General features: G+C 32.2%; 13 protein-coding genes and 1 tRNA gene. 8 read left to right on the top strand and 6 right to left on the bottom strand.

Annotated features, from left to right (window positions below):
• The first annotated feature begins 13 nt into the window (after positions 1-13).
• Together RN605_RS13600 and RN605_RS13595 are read left to right on the top strand one after the other, a co-directional pair.
• On the top strand, positions 14-5149 hold the full coding sequence (locus tag RN605_RS13600) for a T9SS type B sorting domain-containing protein (RefSeq protein WP_313325624.1): 5136 nt from the start codon (positions 14-16) through the stop codon (positions 5147-5149).
• A gap of 42 nt (positions 5150-5191) precedes the next feature.
• Positions 5192-7204, top strand: a complete 2013-nt coding sequence (locus RN605_RS13595) for a T9SS type B sorting domain-containing protein (RefSeq protein ID WP_313325623.1) — start codon at positions 5192-5194, stop codon at positions 7202-7204.
• A 159-nt stretch (positions 7205-7363) separates the two neighbouring features.
• Here the strand turns inward: RN605_RS13595 and typA are convergent, their stop codons facing one another.
• On the bottom strand, positions 7364-9160 hold the full coding sequence (gene typA, locus RN605_RS13590) for a translational GTPase TypA (protein WP_313325621.1): 1797 nt from the start codon (positions 9158-9160) through the stop codon (positions 7364-7366).
• 220 nt (positions 9161-9380) lie between these two features.
• Here typA and RN605_RS13585 point away from each other — a divergent pair, with 220 nt between their 5' ends.
• Both RN605_RS13585 and RN605_RS13580 read left to right on the top strand, forming a co-directional pair.
• Entirely contained in the window at positions 9381-11012 is a 1632-nt protein-coding gene (locus RN605_RS13585) for a PAS domain-containing protein (protein ID WP_313325620.1), read from the top strand.
• Positions 11013-11402 (top strand): response regulator, encoded by a 390-nt coding sequence (locus RN605_RS13580; protein WP_313325618.1) that lies wholly within the window; start codon positions 11013-11015, stop codon positions 11400-11402.
• Positions 11403-11451: 49 nt separating this feature from the next.
• On the opposite strand, the gene rpsT is transcribed toward RN605_RS13580, so the two are convergent.
• The 3 genes from rpsT to proS form a co-directional block, all read right to left on the bottom strand.
• Positions 11452-11703: a 30S ribosomal protein S20 gene (gene rpsT, locus RN605_RS13575; protein ID WP_313325617.1), complete on the bottom strand. Its 252-nt coding sequence runs from the start codon at positions 11701-11703 to the stop codon at positions 11452-11454.
• Positions 11704-11731: 28 nt separating this feature from the next.
• Positions 11732-11803: transfer RNA gene (locus RN605_RS13570), tRNA-Glu, on the bottom strand.
• 78 nt (positions 11804-11881) lie between these two features.
• Positions 11882-13360, bottom strand: coding sequence for a proline--tRNA ligase (proS, locus tag RN605_RS13565; RefSeq protein WP_313325616.1), 1479 nt, complete (start codon positions 13358-13360; stop codon positions 11882-11884).
• 102 nt (positions 13361-13462) lie between these two features.
• Between proS and RN605_RS13560 the strand changes: the two genes are divergently transcribed.
• The 4 genes from RN605_RS13560 (at position 13463) to RN605_RS13545 (ending at position 17826) form a co-directional block, all read left to right on the top strand.
• The gene (locus RN605_RS13560; protein ID WP_313325615.1) at positions 13463-14446 is read left to right on the top strand and encodes a hypothetical protein; all 984 of its coding nucleotides are present in this window, start codon (positions 13463-13465) and stop codon (positions 14444-14446) included.
• 27 nt (positions 14447-14473) lie between these two features.
• Positions 14474-15982 (top strand): OmpP1/FadL family transporter, encoded by a 1509-nt coding sequence (locus RN605_RS13555; RefSeq protein WP_313325614.1) that lies wholly within the window; start codon positions 14474-14476, stop codon positions 15980-15982.
• A 103-nt stretch (positions 15983-16085) separates the two neighbouring features.
• Complete coding sequence (gene rimO / locus RN605_RS13550; RefSeq protein WP_313325612.1) at positions 16086-17393, top strand: 30S ribosomal protein S12 methylthiotransferase RimO; 1308 nt, start codon at positions 16086-16088, stop codon at positions 17391-17393.
• 4 nt (positions 17394-17397) lie between these two features.
• Positions 17398-17826, top strand: coding sequence for a hypothetical protein (locus RN605_RS13545; RefSeq protein WP_313325610.1), 429 nt, complete (start codon positions 17398-17400; stop codon positions 17824-17826).
• Here the strand turns inward: RN605_RS13545 and RN605_RS13540 are convergent.
• Together RN605_RS13540 and RN605_RS13535 are read right to left on the bottom strand one after the other, a co-directional pair.
• Positions 17812-19998, bottom strand: a complete 2187-nt coding sequence (locus RN605_RS13540; RefSeq protein WP_313325607.1) for a B12-binding domain-containing radical SAM protein — start codon at positions 19996-19998, stop codon at positions 17812-17814. The two genes, RN605_RS13545 and RN605_RS13540, sit on opposite strands and share 15 nt — an antisense overlap.
• 58 nt (positions 19999-20056) lie before the next feature.
• Positions 20057-20773, bottom strand: coding sequence for a DUF4369 domain-containing protein (locus RN605_RS13535; RefSeq protein WP_313325606.1), 717 nt, complete (start codon positions 20771-20773; stop codon positions 20057-20059).
• Positions 20774-20786: the final 13 nt, after the last annotated feature.

The following is a 20786-nucleotide window of genomic DNA, read 5'->3' as shown; positions in this document are numbered from 1 at the left end:
TTAATTTTAGCAAATGAAAAAGAAGTTACTTTATTTGCTAATTATGATGTACATTGGTGTGACTTCCAATGCTCAATTTAGTAAAACCCATTATATTCCACCACTATCAAATTCTAACTCAATCAATATTGGTAATAAATATATTTATATTTCAACTCCAAGTATTATACCAATAAATGTACAATTAAAAGAAATTAGTGGAAATACCATAAATGCTACCGTTTCAAGAGATTCACCATTTGTTTACAATACAAACAATGGAACAAATGGACAACTGTTTATAAGTCAATCTGAAATTAATTCGATTCAAACCAATAAAGGTTATATTGTTGAAGCTGATGATGTTGTATATGTATCTGTGAGAGTTGATACCAGCGACGGCAATCAAGCTGGTGCTTTAGTTTCAAAAGGTTTAGCTTCACTAGGAACTGAATTTAGAATTGGGGGATTTTTAAACACTTTGATGGCAAATTACAGTACTATACATCATACATTCATTACTGTTCTTGCAACTGAAAATAATACTATAGTCAATTTTAGCGATATCAAAACTGGTGCTACACCAATAAACAGTTCATTTGGAAATGCTCCATTTAGTGTAATATTAAACAGTGGAGAAAGTTATGCTGTGGCAGTTCAAGGTCCAAATGTTTTTAACAAAGATGCTTTGATTGGTTCTTTAGTAACTTCAGATAAACCAATAGTTGTCAATTGTGGTTCAATTGGCGGAACAAATGGAGAATTAGGAAATTTAGATTTAGGCTTTGATCAAATTGTTGGAGCCTCAAGAATTGGTAATGAATATATTTTTTTAAAAAATACAGGTCAGAATAATGTTGAAAGAGTTTTATTAGTTGCAAACGAAGATAATACAGGTATTTTTATAAATGGAAATACAACTCCAAGTTATACTCTTAATGCAGGACAATATGTTGGATTGATTGGTTCAGATTTTAGTCCCGATGGAAATTTATACGTTCGCACAGCTGATGCATTAAATCCATTGCTTGCAAAAAATGTTTTTGCTTATCAAAGTATTGGTGATAACACATTTACCGGTCAAGCTAATCAGGAAATGTTTTTCGTTCCGCCACTAAGTTGTCAAACACCAAAAGTAATCAGCAACATTCCTTTAATTCAAAGAATTGGAAATAGAACATTTACTGGTAGAGTAACACTAACAACTCAAGTTGGTTCAACTTTAGATTTTATCGTAAATGGTTCTCCCTACACTTTAGCAACTTTAAGTTCTATTGGAGTTAATGTTCAAGGACCAATTGCAGTTACTGGAAACACAAATTATGAATGCTATATATTGGTTGGTATTACTGGCAATGTATCTGCTTTTTCCACTGGTGAATTATATTTAGCAGCTTACGGTAGTGATGGCGCAGCCACTTTTGGTGGTTATTACTCTGGATTTACTTTTAATCCCGAAATATCATTCAACCGACTTGATCTTTCTGCTCCCAATTGTATTCCAAATTCCGTTTTAGCAGTTAATACACTTAGTCCATTTAATACTTTTCAATGGTATTTTAACGACAATCCAATTAGTGGCGCAACAAATGGTTCCTATACGCCATCTGTGCCAGGTTATTACAAAGTTTCGGCAACAATTGCTGGATGTGGAACTCCAAAAGAATCCGATAATATTCCTGTTAGTATTTGTCCCGATGATACTGATAATGATGGAATAAATAATAATCTTGACCTTGATAATGATAATGATGGAATCACAAACTGTGATGAGTCATTCGGTAATCAAAATTTAAATTTAACCAACAATCCTGTTGGGTTCATCAATGTCAATAGCTATACCAACACTTATGTTACAAGTTTAGCATTTGCAGGAACAGGAACGCCTTCTGCTACTCCATTTGTAGGTGATGTAAATGGTAATTTCACAACAGAAGCCGTAATTGGTAAGGATAACGACGTTAGTTATTCACTTGCATTTAATAATCCTTTGAGTTTATCCGTTGAATATGCAACAACTGCCTCAACAAATGATTTATTAACATCTTCAACTGAGGTAAGAATAACTTGTCCCGTCAACAGAACTTTAACTGTAATAAATCCAGATGATCAAATACTAATTGACACAAATTTTGATGGCATTTTTGAAAGCGGTGTAACCCAATTTTCTTCTTTCGAAATAAGATTTCGTTTGAATAGTAATGTTCCGTTAGCATCGGGTACAGGAACATTTTCGATTAGAGGAAATTTAATTTCTACCTTAAAAGTAACAAACATTAACCTAACAGACACTGACCTTAGTAGAGTTGCTTTACATATTACTGCAACTTGTGTTCACAAAGATTCAGACAATGACGGTGTTCCTGATCAATATGATTATGATAGCGATAACGATACAATTCCTGACTGGGTTGAATCTCAAGGACAAACTGTAGTTGCATTATCAGGAAATGACGCCAATCAAGATGGAATTGATGATGTTTTTGGAAATGGTATAACACCTGCAGACTCAGACAATGATACTTATCCAAATTATTTAGATTTAGATAGTGACAACGATGGAATTTTTGACATTATTGAATCTGGAAGTCCTGGAAATGGTTCTAATACTAATGGGATTACAGTAGCAAATGTTGGAAGTAATGGATTAGACAATGCACTAGAAACTTCGCCTGATAGCGGAACCATAAACTATTCAATTGCAGATACAGATGCCGATGGAATATTCAATTATATTGAAATTGATAGTGATGATGATGGTTGCTACGATGTATTTGAAGCAGGTTTTGCAGACCCAAACAATGATGGAATAGTAGGTAATGATTCTCCAACAATAATAAATAATAACGGTACTGTTTTAAACAGTAGTGGTTATGGAATTCCTAATGCAAATTATACCATTGGCGCTCCAATTTCAATTATAGACCAACCTCAAAGCATCCAAGTTTGTGAATTACAAACAGCAACATTTACTGTTAACCCAACTACAGTAACAAGCTATCAATGGCAAATTTCTACTGATGGTGGAACTACTTGGACAAATTTAGCCAACAATGCCAACAACTCAGGAGTAACAACCAATACATTAACTGTTTCCAATGTTACTCCGGCATCACCAAATCATCAGTATCGCGTTTTCTTAAACAGAACTGGAAACTCTTGTGGACTATATTCTTCACCAGTTATTTTAACAACTTATGCGTTACCTGTAATTACGACTCCAATCGATTTAAAACAATGTGATGATGATACTGATGGAATTTCAGTATTTAACCTAACTCAAAAAAATGATTTTATCTCAACAAATTATTTGAATGAAACATTTACATATTATACAACATTAGCGGCGGCTAATACTCAAAATGCAGCATTTCAAATTAGCAATCCAATTGCATATACTTCGGGTACTGCTAGTGTATTCGCTAGAGTTCAAAACAGCAATGGTTGCTTTAGAGTTGTCCAAATAAACTTGATTGTTTCGGTTACGCAAATTCCAGCAAGTTTCGTTATTCAGGATAAATATTTATGCGATGATTATCTTGATGCCGTTAATGATGATAGAGATGGAATTTCAGGACCATTTGATTTTACTGCAATAAAAGCAAGTCTTTTGGCAATTTTACCAAACAATGTAACAGTTTCATTTTACAAAAATCAAGCTGATTTTCTAGCCGAAACCGACATCAATGGAAACTCATTGGCAATTCAAAATATTGCAACTTACAGAAACATAGGCTATCCAAACCAGCAAACCATTTGGGTTCGCGCTGATAGCACCGTTGATAACTCTTGTTTTGGATTTAAAACATTTACCGTCAACGTTGAAGCACTTCCAGTTGCCAACGATGTAAATCCTCAAAATTTAATTCGCCATTGCGACGATAATCAAGACGGAATTTATGGATTCGATACCACTGGAATTGAAGCTACAATTCTTAACGGACAAACCAATGTGAACATGCTTTATATTAGAGGAAATGGTTCACAAACTGCATCACTACCAAATCCATTGTTTGTTAATGTGAATGAAACAATAACTGCCAGAGTTCGTAATAATACCACACAAACTAATGGTCAGCCTTGTTATGATGAAGTTCAAATTCAATTTATTGTAGACGATTTACCAGAAGCAAATATGCCAACAACCGTGGTTACGCAATCTTGTGATGATGAAGCCGATCCATTAGACCAGGATGGAATTCTGGTTTTTGACACTACAAATTTAGAGACTGAAATTCTTAACGGACAAACATTAAGCAATTTTTCAATCGCTTATTTTGACACTAATGACAACCCATTATTAGATTTCAACGGAAATCCAATAGTTAGTCCATTTCCAGCCACATTCAAAACTAGCACAAGAATAATCCGTGCCGTAGTTACCAATTTAATAAACACAAGTTGTACCGCAACAATTGACATTCCTTTCATAATAAATCCAACACCTAAAATTGATTTACAAGAAGAAGTGCTTATTTGTCTACCTTCAACACAAACCACTTTAGATGCTGGAATTTTAGATGGAACTCCAACTAGTAGCTACACTTTCCAATGGTATTTAAACGGTAACGCACTAGCTGGACAAAACAATCCAACCCTTACTTTAAATACACCAGGAACATATAGCGTAGAAGTAACCAATGGTTTTAATTGTACAAAAACCAGAGTTATTGAAGTAATCGGCTCGGAAATTGCAACACTAGAATCCATTCAAATTAGCGATTTAACTCAAATCAACACCGTTTTAATTAATGTAACGGGTTCCGGAAATTATGAATATGCCTTGGATGATATCATTGGACCATATAGAGATTCCAACTTTTTCACCAATGTGCCAATGGGATTGCATGAAGTTTATATCCGCGATGTTAATGGTTGTGGTGTTCTTGGACCGTTACCAATTGCTGTTTTAGGTATTCCGCAATATTTTACACCAAATGGCGATGGATTTAACGATACTTGGAATGTTAGAGGTATAACCTCTTCAAATGCCCAATCAATCATCTATATTTTTGACCGATACGGAAAATTAATCAAGCAAATCAGTGCTACAAGTTCAGGTTGGGACGGAACTTATAACGGTCACTTAATGCCTGCAGATGATTATTGGTACAATATTCAGTTTCAAGATGGAAGAAATGCTAGAGGACATTTCAGTTTAAAGAGATAAAAGCACTAATTTTGCATCCCGCTGGGTTTAAATAAAAAATCAATGCTTTTAAAAAGAATATACATCTTCTTTCTACTGTTTTTTGGCTCTGCTTCTGCGCAATACATCAGTACTGATGAAAGCAGAACCCCATTACAATTAATCGAAGACGTATTAATAAATTCAGGTTGCGCATCTGTTTCTAATGTTTCCGTTTCAGGAGGTTTTTTCCCAACGGGTGAAAAAAGCTATGGTTACTTTAATGCCAATGGTTCAACTTTTCCCTTTCAGGAAGGTGTAATGCTCAGCACAGGAAAAATTGTTAGCGGTATCGGTCCAAATACTTCGCTTTCTGATGATGGTAGCGATCCAAGTTGGACAGGTGACAACGATTTAAATCAAGCATTAAATATCAACAACACCTACAATGCAACTGTCTTAGAATTCGATTTTGTTCCTTTAGGAAATCAAATCAGCTTTGAATACATTTTTTCCTCAGAACAGTATCTCGCAAATCCAAGCGCCAATCAATGCGGTTATACCGACGGTTTTGCCTTTTTATTGCGCGAAGCCAGCAGTAGTAGCTATACTAATTTAGCAGTTATACCAAATACAAATATTCCTGTAAAAGTAAATACTGTTCGCGGTCCGGGAACCATTTGTCCACCAGCAAATCCTGAGTACTTTGATGCATTCAATAGTCCGCAACATCCAACAAACTACAACGGACAAACAAAAGCTTTAACAGCAAGATCTACCGTTATTCCTGGCACAACCTATCACATCAAATTGGTTATCGCCGACCAAGGCAACTATCGTTATGATTCCGCCATTTTCTTAAAAGGGGGAAGTTTCAATTTGGGTGTTAATTTAGGCGATGACAGAACCATTGCTAATCAAAATCCAGTTTGCAGTAACGAATCATTAACCTTAGATGCAACTTCTGTTGGTGCACAAACCTACCAGTGGAAATTCAACGGAAATCCAATTCCAAGTCAAACCGGAAGCACTTTGGCCTTCAGTCCACCGTATAATGCTTCTCAAAACGGAAACTATTCAGTGGTTATAACTTTTTCACCAACCTGTACTTTAGAAACTGACATCGATTTAGATTTTTCTCCCGTACTTCAAACCAATCAAACCTCATTTTCATTCTGTGATACCGATTCCAATCAAGACGGAATCAGTGCCGTTACACTAAGCAACATCACACCTGCATTGTTCACTAATTTGCCTTCAAATTTTCAGGTCAATTATTATAGTAGTCCAACAAGCACAACAGCTTTGCCAAATTCCTTTACACTAACTACGCCTTACCAGCAAACCATTTATGCAAAAATTCTAAACAATAATTGCTATCCAGCCTTTCCCGTTACTATAAACATTCAAGTATTCAATGACACCATTCTTGACCAAACCGTTGGAATTTGCAGCAACAACCAAATTACACTAACTGCCAACAGCGGTTATCCATCCTATCTTTGGGATACAGGCCAAACCACTTCGTCAATACAGGTCACAACTCCAGGAACATATTCCGTTACCATTACTAATGTTCAAGGTTGTTCCAAAGTAAAAACGTTCACCGTTGTTGGTTCCGAAATTGCAACAATTGATAACATTACTATCAACGACTTCAACGATAATAATTCTGCAGAAATTATAGCTTCCGGTAATGGTGATTACGAGTATTCCATTGATGGAATCAACTACCAAACCTTACCTTTTTTCACCAACCTGAATGGATTAGAATATACCGCTTTCGTTCGAGACAAAAACGGTTGTGGAATTGCTACCAAAAAATTCTATTTACTCCTAATCCCAAAATTCTTTACTCCAAATGGTGATGGTTACAATGAAACTTGGTACATAAAAAACCTTTCTAAAAGAGGTTTAAATCAAGCCACAATCTCAATCTTCGACCGCTACGGAAAATTACTCAAACAATTCAGCGGCTCAACCATCGGTTGGGACGGAAACTACAACGGAAAACTAATGTTAGCCGATGACTATTGGTTTACCATCACAAACGCTGGCAAAGAATTATTCCGTGGACACTTTGCTTTAATAAGATAATCTACCTATTGTCATTCCGTAGGAATCTTAATTGATAAGTGCGGAAACTAATTTTCAATCGACGGAAACCTTATTTTTGTTGACATTTCAATAATTCCCATAAAACAAAAAACCCTTTCATCACTGAAAGGGTTTCTTTTATAGTTCATTAGTAAACCATTACATCTTAAAACGTTTTCTGTCGTTTTCATTCAAATAAATTTTTCTCAAACGAATGTTTTTTGGAGTAACCTCAACATACTCATCTTTTTGAATATATTCCAAAGCTTCTTCCAAAGTAAACTTAATCGCAGGAACAATTTTATTCTTCTCATCAGCACCAGCCGAACGGAAGTTCGTTAACTGTTTCGTTTTAGTAATATTAACCGTCATATCATCACCACGAGAATTTTCTCCGACAACTTGTCCTTCATAAATATCTTCATTCGGGTCAACAAAGAATTTACCTCTATCTTGTAGTTTGTTAATTGAATAAGGAATTGCTTTTCCATTCTCCATTGATATCAAAGAACCATTAATACGTCCCGAAATTTCTCCTTTAAATGGTTCATAACCAATAAAACGGTGCGCCATGATTGCCTCACCAGCAGTAGCAGTCAACAATTGATTTCTCAATCCAATAATTCCACGAGAAGGAATATTAAACTTGATAATCATTCGCTCACCTTTTCCTTCCATCGAAAGCATTTCACCTTTACGAACAGAAACAAACTCTACAGCTCTACCCGAAACATTCTCTGGTAAATCAATAGTCAACTCCTCAATTGGTTCACATTTTACACCATCAATTTCTTTAATGATTACTTGCGGCTGACCAATTTGCAATTCATATCCTTCACGTCTCATGGTTTCAATCAAAACCGATAAGTGAAGAACGCCACGACCAAAAACCATAAACTTATCAGCAGAATCAGTTTCACTAACTCTCAAAGCTAAGTTTTTCTCTAATTCTTTTGTTAATCTGTCTTTAATATGTCTTGAAGTCACAAACTTTCCTTCTTTTCCAAAGAAAGGCGAATCGTTGATTGTAAACAACATACTCATCGTTGGTTCATCAATAGCAATAGTTTGTAATGCTTCTGGATTTTCAAAATCAGCAATTGTATCACCAATTTCAAAACCTTCAACACCAACGATTGCACAAATATCACCGGCAACAACTTCTGTTACTTTTTTTCTTCCTAAACCTTCAAAAGTATGAAGCTCTTTTATTCTAGATTTGATAACTTTTCCATCTCTTTTTACCAAAGAAATCGGCATTCCTTCTTTTAAAACACCTCTTTCCAAACGACCAATCGCAATACGTCCAGTAAATGAAGAGAAATCTAAAGAAGTAATCAACATCTGTGGCGTACCTTCCGATACTTTTGGAGCAGGAACATGTTCTACAACCATGTCTAATAATGGCTCAATGTTTTCAGTAACATTTTCCCAATGATCCGACATCCAGTTATTCTTAGCTGAACCATAAACCGTTGGGAAATCCAATTGCCATTCTTCAGCACCTAATTCAAACATCAAATCAAAAACTTTCTCATGAACTTCTTCAGGCGTACAGTTTTCTTTATCAACTTTGTTAATAACTACACATGGTTTTAAACCTAAATCAATTGCTTTTTGTAGTACAAAACGCGTTTGAGGCATTGGTCCTTCAAAGGCATCAACCAACAAACAAACACCATCTGCCATGTTCAATACACGTTCTACTTCTCCACCAAAATCCGCGTGACCTGGAGTATCAATAATGTTGATTTTTGTTCCTTTATATACTACAGAAACATTCTTTGAAGTAATGGTAATTCCTCTTTCACGCTCTAAATCGTTGTTGTCCAGAATTAAATCGCCAGTATTTTCATTTTCGCGAAATAATTGACAATGGTACATAATTTTATCAACCAATGTAGTTTTACCGTGGTCAACGTGAGCGATAATTGCAATGTTTCTAATAGATTCCATGAGTTTTTTTTTGAAGGTGCAAAGGTACACTTTTATTTTTGAAATAAATCAACAAAAAGCATTATGAAAAAAATAGAATTTCATTGATAAGTTTTTGGGTAATAATAGATACAAATTTTAATTTATTTATATATTTGGAATAATGAAAAGTAATCCGAGCAAATTTTCTTTTATTTTTTTATTGATTCTAACTTTCAGTGCGTTAGGAATTTATTTCCTAATGAATTTAGAACCTAACTCAATCAATTTAACTTCTTTACTTATAAGCAACTGCATCCTGATAATTATTGCCGTTTCTACATTTGCTTATTTAACCAATTTAAATAAAATCAAAAACAAAAAAGAATATCAAAATCTAGTTGATATTAACAAAGACATTATTGAAGCAAAAGAAAGATATGATATTGTTGCCAAAGCCACTAGCGATACTATTTGGGATTGGCATATTGAAGATGATATCATGATTTGGAATAAAGGAATTCAAGGTGTTTTTGGATATAATAAAAAAGAAATTGAAAAATCTTCTAAATGGTGGTTTGAAAGAATTCATCCGGAAGACAGTTTAAAGATGTCAGTCAGACTTTATTCGTTTTTAGATTTTGTTAAAGACAGATGGCAAGATGAATACAGGTTCAGGTGCGCCGACGGAACTTATAAACATGTAATTGATAGAGGTTTTCTTTTAAAAGATAAAGATGGAAAAATCATCAGAATGATTGGTGCAATTCAAGATGTATCAAAAGAAAAAGAGGAAGAACAAAGACTAAGATTATTAGAAACAGTAATCACCAATACAAAGGTCGCAATAGTTATTACCAACATCGAGTTAAATGAATCTCAATTTCCGAAAATTTGGTATGTAAATCCAGCGTTTACTGATATTACAGGTTATGAATCTGAAGAATTAATTTCAAATGATTTTAGCATTCTCTTTGGCAAAAATTCAGATTTAATACAACTTGATTTGTTGATTAATTCCATTAAAGAATATCGTGAGTGTTCTATTGAAACTATTTGTTATAAAAAAGATGGAAGTAATTTTTGGATTAGTCTTTCCATGATTCCTGTTAACGACAAAGAAGGAAAACATTCTCACTGGATTTCAATACAAAGAGATATCACTATTGAAAAAGAGAAAATAAAAGAAAGAGAACAGCTAATTAAAGAGTTAACAAAAAATAATAATGATTTAAAACAGTTCTCCTATATAACTTCTCATAATTTAAGAGCACCTTTATCTAATCTAACAGGACTTTTAAATCTTATAGAAGATATTCCAATTGAAAATGAAGATTTAAAAGAAATAATTGATGGTTTTGCTAATTCAACTTATATGTTAAATGAAACAATAAACGATTTAGTAAAAGTCATAATCATAAAAGATAATCCATCAATAAAAAAAGAGAAAATATTAATAAAGGATGTTTTTGAAAGTGTATTTAATCAATTGAGTTTTTTAATAAATAATCACAAACCTATACTTAAAATTGATTTAGAAGAAACTTATGTTTTAAACAGCAATAAATCATATCTGGAAAGTATTTTTTTGAATTTAATGACCAATTCTTTAAAATATAAATCTTCAAAACGTCAATTAAAAATAACGGTAAGTTCAAAAATTGAAGATGATGAAATAGTAATTGTTTTTTCAGATAATGGAATTGGTATTGATATGGAGAGAAACAAAAATAAAATTTTTGGATTGTATCAAAGATTCCATAATCTTCCAGACAGCAAAGGTTTAGGGTTATATTTAGTAAAATCTCAAATTGAAGCTATGGATGGAACCATTAGTGTAGAAAGCGAAGTTGATAAAGGAACAACTTTTATAATAAAATTTAAAAACAAGTAAATGTTAAATAAAGTTTTATGTGTAGACGATGATCTAATTACTTTAATGCTCTGTAAAAAAGTAATTGAAAGAGTTAACTATACGAAAGAAATTGAAACGGCAAAAAACGGTGAAGAAGCAATTAATTATTTTAAAGAAATAAAAAACAATAATACTAATCCACCCGAATTAGTATTGCTAGATTTAAACATGCCCATAATGAATGGCTGGGAATTATTAGACAGTTATTTGGATTTGGAATTTAATTTATTGTACCCCGAAACAAAGTTCATCGTATTGTCTTCTACTATTGATCCAAGTGATGTTGAAAAATCAAAAAGTTATCCAATGGTAATTGATTTTATATCAAAACCAATCACTAAAGAAATTTTGAATCAATTAAAACTATAAAAAAAAGCACTCAATTTGAGTGCTTTTTAATATCTATAAAAACTTTGTATTAAAGTTTAGCTACGTGCTTAGTTAATTTAGATTTTAAGTTAGCTGCTTTGTTATCATGAATAACATTTTTCTTAGCTAATTTATCAATCATAGAAATTACAGCAGACAACTTAGCAGCTGCATCTGATTTATCAGTTGCCATTCTTAATGCCTTAATAGCATTACGAGTTGTTTTGTGTTGATATCTATTTAACACTCTTTTCTTCTCGTTACTTCTGATTCTTTTTAAAGCTGACTTATGATTTGCCATTTTTTCTTTTTTCTATTATGTAAATTTGTAGCCCGTAGGGGAATCGAACCCCTCTTACCAGGATGAAAACCTGGCGTCCTAACCGATAGACGAACGGGCCATCTTTCTCAATGCGGATGCAAAAATACAACTATTTTTTATTTTCGCAAGAGTAAAGATAATTTTTTTTTAAAATATTTTAATACGCTTTTGCAAACAACACTCTTCCAACGGATTCCTTTCCTGAAAAAACACAATTTCCATTCTCAAATTTTCTATCCAAAGGAATACAACGTATAGTTGCTTTGGTTACTTCTTTAATTTTTTCTTCCGTTTCACCTGTTCCATCCCAATGTGCAGAAACAAAACCTGTTTTATTTTCTAAAACATTTTTAAACTCTTCAAAAGAATTTACTTCCGTAATATGATTATTTCTATAATTAAGTGCTTTTTCAAATAATTCTTTTTGAATAATATCAAGCAATTCTGTTATATAATTTACTATTCCTTCTTTCGCTTTAACTTCTTTTGTTAGAGTATCTCTTCTAGCTATCTCAAAAGTTCCATTTTCTAAATCTTTTGGTCCTACAGCAATTCGAATAGGAACACCTTTTAATTCCCATTCAGCAAATTTAAAACCAGGTTTATGAGTTGTTCTATTATCAAATTTTACAGAAACATTTGCTCTTCTAAATTGTGATACTAATTCATTAGCCACTTCTGAAATTGCGTCAAACTCTTCATCTGTTTTAAATATTGGAACAATAACTACTTGAATTGGTGCTAAATTTGGAGGTAAAACTAATCCGTTATCATCAGAGTGCGTCATCACTAAAGCGCCCATTAATCTGGTAGAAACTCCCCAAGATGTACCCCAAACATAATCTTGTTTCCCCTCTTGATTGGCAAACTTAACATCAAATGCTTTAGCAAAATTTTGTCCTAAAAAATGAGATGTTCCAGCTTGTAAAGCTTTTCCATCTTGCATTAAAGCTTCTATACAATATGTTTCTTCTGCTCCAGCAAATCGTTCATTTTCTGACTTTACACCTTTTATCACCGGAATTGCCATAAAACGTTCTGCAAAATCTGCATAAACATTCATCATTTGAATTGTTTCTTCTAGGGCTTCATTTTTTGTAGCATGAGCTGTATGACCTTCTTGCCATAAAAACTCAGCTGTTCTCAAAAACAATCTTGTTCTCATTTCCCACCGAACAACATTAGCCCATTGATTTATCAATAATGGTAAATCTCTATAAGATTGAATCCAATTTTTATAAGTACTCCAAATAATGGCTTCACTGGTTGGTCTAACAATTAATTCTTCTTCCAATTTTGCATTTGGATCTACCATTAGCCTTCCAGGTTTATCCTCATCATTTTTTAATCTATAATGAGTAACAATAGCACATTCTTTAGCAAAACCTTCTGCGTTCTTTTCTTCTGCTTCAAACATGCTTTTAGGAACAAAAAGAGGAAAATAGGCATTACTATGACCTGTTTCTTTAAACATTTTATCCAATTCTGCTTGCATTTTTTCCCAAATTGCGTATCCATAGGGTTTAATTACCATGCAACCACGAACACCTGAATTTTCAGCTAAATCAGCTTTAACTACTAGTTCATTATACCATTTTGAATAATCTTCTTCTCTTTTTGTTAGATTCTTGCTCATATTGAATATTTTGGCACAAATATTGTTTATTTTTTTTTAACTAAATTATTCAGCAAAACTAACTATTTTTGTATAGTCCAACAATAAAAAAAGCTATCGATTATGAAAACTATTCTCCTATCAACAAAAAAAACATCCAGTTTTTACTTAATTGGATGTGTAATGCTATTACTTACTTCATGTGGATCTTATCAAAATGCATCCTATTATGATAATGATGGTGTTTATTCTAAAAACAACAATACTGAAAACAGCTCGAAAGCCAAAAGCAATGAATATCAAGAGTATTTTAGCTCGTTAAATCAAGATGACAATGAAATTTTTTTAGATGTAGAACGATATAACTCAATGAGTGATTCTACAAAAACAAAAAGTAATTCAGAATACAATGAAAGTTATTCAAGTTGGGGCAATAATCCTCAAACTGTTGTAGTAAATGTTTACGACAACAACTGGGGTTATGGATATTGGAATAACTATTGGTATGGAAACTATTGGGGTTACAATAATTGGAATTGGGGATTTGGATGGAATAGTTGGTATGGACCAAGTTGGGGTTGGGGTTGGAATAGTTGGTACGGACCAGGATGGGGATGGAATGGTTGGTACGGAAATTATTGGGGCTATAACAATTTTTATTACAGTCCATATTGGGGCTATAATGGATATTACACCAATTGGAATGGTGGTAGAAGAGGAAACAATTACTATTATAACGGAAATAGAGCTGGAAGAAATAACTATAGCGTTATAAACGGAACAAGAAATACTGCGTTTGGAAATTCAAGAAGCTCAACACGAGGAAATTCTTTCTCTACAACAAGAAATAATAGTGTAAGATCAAATAATTATTCAGGAACAAGAGGAAACTCTTCAACAACTTCTAATCCGTATAGTTCAGGAACTAGAAACAATAGTGTTAGAACAAATCCAAATTCAAGCACTACTACACCTACTCGTTCCTATTCATCACCAAGCTCTAGCAATTATAGCGGAACTCGTTCATACTCGTCAGGTAGTTCTGGCGGAGGAAGATCATCTGGTGGTTCATCTGGTGGAGGACGTTCATCTGGAGGAAGAAGATAATTGTTATTCCAACTTTATTAAAAAACTATGAAAAAAATATATTCCTTTTTGTTTTTTGGTCTGACTATATTTTCAATAAAAGCCCAAGAAACAACTGTTGATGATGCTTTAAGATTAGCTGTTGACAATATTACCGGAACTGCAAGATACAGAGCTATGAGCGGAGCATTTGGTGCCGTTGGAGGTGATCTATCTTCATTAAATCAAAATCCTGCTGGTTCAGTATTTTTTACAAATAATTTTGCTTCAATTTCATTATCAAGTTTCAATGTTAGAAATAAATCAAATTATTTTGGCACAAAAACAATTGAAAATGATAATACTTTAGACATAAATCAAGCTGGTGCTGTTTTTGTTTTTGAGGATAAAAATCCTGAGAATGATTGGCAAAAATTCTCTCTAGCTGTAAATTTTGAAAATACTAATAATTTCAATAACACTCTTTTTTCTGCTGGAACAAATCCTTATAATTCTATTGGAAATTATTTTTTGAATTTTGCTCAAGGAATTCCACTAAACATATTGACTGATTATAATTTCAACCAATTATACTTCAACGAACAGCAAGCATATCTTGGTTATGATACTTATATTTTTGAATCAGTAACAAATAGTGCAAACAACACTGATTATTACACAAATATTCCAAATGGAGGAAATTTTTATCAAGAGAATTATATAAATTCTAGTGGATATAACGGAAAGTTAACCGCTAATTTTGCTACAGCTTATAAAAACAAATTATTTTTGGGAGTTAATCTAAACTTCCATATTGTAGACATACAAAAATACTTTACTGTTTACGAAAGCAATAATAATCCTGAATATGAAACTGGTTCAACAATTGCAGAAATTATTTTCGAAAATCAACTTGATACTTTTGGTAATGGATTTTCTTTTAATTTAGGCGCAATTTATAGTCCAGTTGAAAGTATAAGATTAGGTCTTTCATATGAATCACCAACATGGTTCCGATTAACTGACCAATTAACACAAGGTGTTGCAACTACAAGTCTTAATAATCAAGATAATAATTCAACACCATTTTCATATCAAGACACACAAGAATATTTACCTTATAAAATTCAAACACCTAATAAATGGACTGGAAGTTTAGCCTATATTTTTGGAAAAAAAGGTCTTTTAAGTGCTGATGTCTCAATGAAAGATTATTCAACTACTAGATTTAAGCCAAAAAATCAACAACCTTATATTAGCCTAAACTCTAACATGAGTTCAAACTTAGATAATGCAATTGAAGTTAGGCTTGGTGGTGAATATAAAATCAAACAATTTTCTATTCGTGCAGGATATCGTTTTGATGAAAGCCCATATAAAGTTGATGAAGCCTTTGGAGATTTAACAGGATATTCAGGTGGTATTGGTTATACTTTTGGTGAAAATAGAATTGATTTGGCTTATGCTCACGAATACAGAAACATGAATCAAACACTTTTATCTTCAGGAATATATGATGCAGCAAGAATAAACAAAAAAAATAATACGGTTACATTTACCTATTCCATTAATTTTTAATCAAATAATACAATTTAAAAGCAAACCATTCCATTATTGGAATGGTTTTATTTTTTAAGAAATAGAAATAAATAGTGTAATTTTGCACTCCAATTTAAATGAAATGAGAACAAAATCTTTAAAGAAAAATAAAATAAATGTCATAACTCTTGGTTGTTCAAAAAACACTTATGATAGCGAAGTGTTGATGGGACAATTAAAAGCTAGCGGAAAAGATGTAGTTCATGAGCAAGAAGGAAATATAGTTGTAATTAATACTTGTGGATTTATTGATAATGCAAAAGCGGAGTCAGTAAATACAATTCTTGAATATGCAGATAAAAAAGAAAAAGGAATTGTTGATAAAGTATTTGTTACTGGCTGTTTATCTGAAAGATACAGACCAGATTTAGAGAAAGAAATTCCAAATGTTGACCAATATTTCGGAACTACCGAATTACCTTTATTATTAAAAGCACTTGGTGCAGATTATAAGCATGAATTACTTGGAGAACGAATTACAACAACTCCTAAAAATTATGCATACTTAAAGATTGCCGAAGGTTGCGACAGACCTTGTAGTTTTTGCGCAATTCCTTTAATGAGAGGAAAACATGTTTCTCAACCAATAGAAAAATTAGTAAAAGAAGCGGAAGGTTTAGCCAAAAACGGAGTAAAAGAATTAATTCTTATAGCTCAAGATTTAACTTATTACGGTTTAGATTTATACAAAAAAAGAAATTTAGCTGAATTACTTGAAAACTTAGTAAAAGTGGAAGGAATTGAGTGGATTCGTTTGCATTATGCATTTCCTACTGGATTCCCAATGGATGTTTTGGAATTAATGAAAAGAGAACCAAAAATTTGTAATTACATAGACATTCCTTTACAGCATATTTCAGATAATATTCTAAAGTCAATGCGCAGAGGAACAACTTATGCTAAAACTACTCAACTTTTAAAAGATTTCCGTGCTGCAGTACCTGAAATGGCAATTAGAACAACATTAATTGTTGGTTATCCGGGTGAAACAGAAGAAGATTTTGAAATTTTGAAAAATTGGGTACAAGAAATGAAATTCGAAAGATTGGGTTGTTTTGCCTATTCTCATGAAGAAAATACACACGCCTATTTATTGGAAGACGATGTTCCTGAAGAAGTAAAACAAGCTCGTGCTATGGAAATTATGGATATCCAATCGCAAATTTCTTGGGATTTAAATCAAGAAAAAATAGGACAAACTTTTAGATGTATTATCGATAGAAAAGAAGGTCAATATTTTGTGGGAAGAACCGAATTTGACAGTCCAGATGTTGATAACGAAGTGTTGATCGATGCTTCAAAATTTTATTTAAAAACTGGTGATTTTACTAATATTAAAATTACTGACGCTACAGAATTTGACTTATATGGCGAACCTGAAAATAACTAATGTTATGAAAAAAATACTTTTAATTTTATTTTTATCACTATCAATGTTTTCCTTTTCACAAATGGACAGAAGAATTGGAAGAACACCTAATATGAGTACTGGAAAAAGACAAGAGAAAGTTGATCCAATTCAAGTTCCATTAGATTATTTAAAAAAAGAACTAAATCTTGATACCTTTCAGGAAGCAGCTGTTAAAACATTCCTTGAAGAAAATTTAAAAGAAAAAGAATATATTTTAACCTTGGATATTGCAGATTCTGATAAAATGGATAAGTTGAAAACTTCTTATGACAAAATGGATTCTCAAATTGAAGGTTTATTGAATGCTAAACAAAAAGAAACATTTGCTAAGCTAAAAGAAAAACAAAAAGGCAATAATGATAAAAAGAAAAAGAATAAAAAAGAAAACAAAGAAGAATTAGAAAACCAATAAATTCTTTTCACTTAATTTTTGAATCGGTTTTGAAAACCAAAACAATTCAAAATCGTCAAAATCTTGTTCGAAATCTTGTTTCAATTGTGAAAAAGTCAGCATAGAAGAATTGTTGATAGAGATTTTTTCTAGAGTGTTCATCAACCAAAACGCTCTATCTTTTTCCAAAACAATTTCAATTACTTCCGTCTTATCGTGAAAAATCATTTTGGCCATTTCCCAAGAATTTCCTTTTTTGGATTTAATAAAATGCTCTAAAATTGGTTTTCCTCCAATCCATAAAATCTTTGCAGTAGGTTTAACAGCCAAACTATCTTCTTTTTCAAGACACGAAACAATGAAATCAGCTTCTATTTTCGTTCTTGGAATTTTAAAATCAAACCAATCTTGTAAATCATATTCAAAACAAATTCCATGCATATAATTAAAGAGTGATTTCTTTAATCCAAAAGAAAACTTATCGTGATTTATACCTGTTTTATCTTTGAAATCAATGTCATTGTGAGCAAAAGTTATTTCATTGACTTGTGGAATAACTCCAAATTCTTCTGGAAACATACCAACTGGACTATGAGCTGTCATTGCAAATTGATGCCAAAAACCACTTTGCAAAACACCAACTTCAAACATCTGTCGCACCATTTCTAAACTATCTATAGTTTCCTGAACGGTTTGCGTCGGATAACCATACATCAAGTAAGCATGAACCATGATGCCGCTTTCGGTAAAGTTTCTTGTAACTTGTGCAACTTGTTCAACGGTTACTCCTTTTTTTATTAATTCTAATAATCTATCCGAAGCAACTTCCAATCCGCCAGAAACGGCTATACAACCGGATTCTTTTAGTAAAATACATAAATCGCGAGTGAAACTTTTTTCAAAACGAATATTTGTCCACCAAGTAACTATTAATTTTCGACGCAAAATTTCTAATGCAACTTCTCGCATTAAAGCTGGTGGCGCAGCTTCGTCCACAAAATGAAATCCATTTTCTCCAGTTTGAAAAATTAATTCTTCCATTCTATCCACCAAAATTTTGGCAGCAATCGGTTCATATAATTTTATATAATCTAACGAAATATCACAAAACGTACATTTTCCCCAATAACATCCATGCGCCATGGTGAGTTTGTTCCATCGTCCATCACTCCAAAGACTGTGCATTGGATTTGCAATTTCAATTACTGAAATATATTTATCCAATAACAAATCTGAATAATCAGGCGTTCCAACTTCGCTTTGTTTATAGTCTTTTCTTTGAGAATTATTTTTATAAATTACTAGGTTGTCTTCCAACAAAAATGTTCTTTTAAATTCATTTAAACTTAAATTATTAACATTTTCAAATAATAACTCTACAGGAAGTTCGCCATCATCTAATGTAATGAAATCAAAAAAATCGAAAACTCTTTCATCTTTCAAATCTCTTAATTCGGTATTTGGAAAACCTCCGCCCATTGCAATTTTTATCTCAGGATAATTTTCTTTAATCCATTTTGCGCTGCGAAAAGCACTGTATAAATTACCTGGAAAAGGAACTGAAATCAACACTAATTTAGGTTGGATATCTTCTACCCTATTCTTTAATATCTTTAAAGTAATATGGTCTATGAAAGTAGGTTTGGCAGTAAGTTTAGCATACAATTCATCAAAAGAATTGGCGCTTCTACCTAAACGCTCCGCATAACGACTAAATCCAAAATTTTCATCAACATTTTCAACTATAAAATCGGATAAATCTTCAATATACAACGTTGTAAAATGTTTGGCTTTGTCTTGCATTCCCATAGAGCCAAATGCCCATTCCATATCGTCTAATTGGTCAAATCTTGAAGCTTCAGGAAGAAAATTTCTGCTGCAAATTTGTCTTGCCAATGATGGTGTTTTTCCTTGAAGAAATGCAATGGAAGCATCAATTGTATTGATATAATCTTCATGCAAAGAAAAAATTCTTTGGGAGTTTTCAGAGCTTGAATCGAACCTAAAATTTGAGGTTTTAAATAAATTTTCTAATCCATTTCTCGAAAATAATTCTAATATAACCTCAATTCCTAAATCCATTTGAAATGAATCAATAGATTTAGTATTTAGAAAACCTTTTAAATAAGCCGTTGCTGGATATGGCGTATTAAGTTGTGTAAAAGGTGGCGTTATGAGTAGAATGTCTTTCATTGTCTATGATGAAAAACAAATGTAAGTTATTTAAAAAGGTAAAAAAATGAAACTATTATTATTTCTCTATTTTTTGACGCTCAGCGTAATATTCCATAAATTTTTTACCGTATAACGTTTTAGAAACTCTTGGTGACATATATTTTTTGATGGTATCAAGATATTTAAATTTAATATCTGAAATCTCTGCTAATGCTATATAAGGTGAAATTTCAGCATCAGGATTATTTTTAGCAAAATTAACCGAATACAAGTACTTTCTTTTCTTTAATGCATCTTGCTCTTCTTGAATTTTAGCTATTTCAGCATTGTCTTTTCTTTTGTAAGCTTCAAATCTCTTAGTGATTAAATCTAAATCTCTGTCAACATAACGAGAGACAACTTTTTTATATTCTTCATAAAGTTCTTGATTTTTTGAACCAGTAATTTTGGCATCTGAAGTGAAAAAATCTAATGAAGTTTCAATATTCATTTTTCCAGGTTCAGCAAAAAAAGGAATGTTATTGTCCAATGAATTAGTAACTCCACGATCTAGAAATAAATACAGCATTTCAGCAGATTCTAAATCAAATTCGCTTTTAAAATTAGAATCACCACTAATTATTATTGAATCAATTGGCACCAAAAGTGTATCATTAACTCTTTGAATATAAAGTTTACCTTCTTTCAAACCTTTAATATTTCCAGTCAAGACAAAGTTTTTAGTAGATTGCTCTTCTTTTTTACAAGAAACAATTGAAATTACTAATAGTAGTGATAAAATTAATTTGCGCATTTTAATAAATTTT

The organism is Flavobacterium sp. PMTSA4 (assembly GCF_032098525.1).
Lineage (GTDB): Bacteria > Bacteroidota > Bacteroidia > Flavobacteriales > Flavobacteriaceae > Flavobacterium > Flavobacterium capsici.
This window is presented reverse-complemented; position numbering and strand designations above follow the sequence as displayed.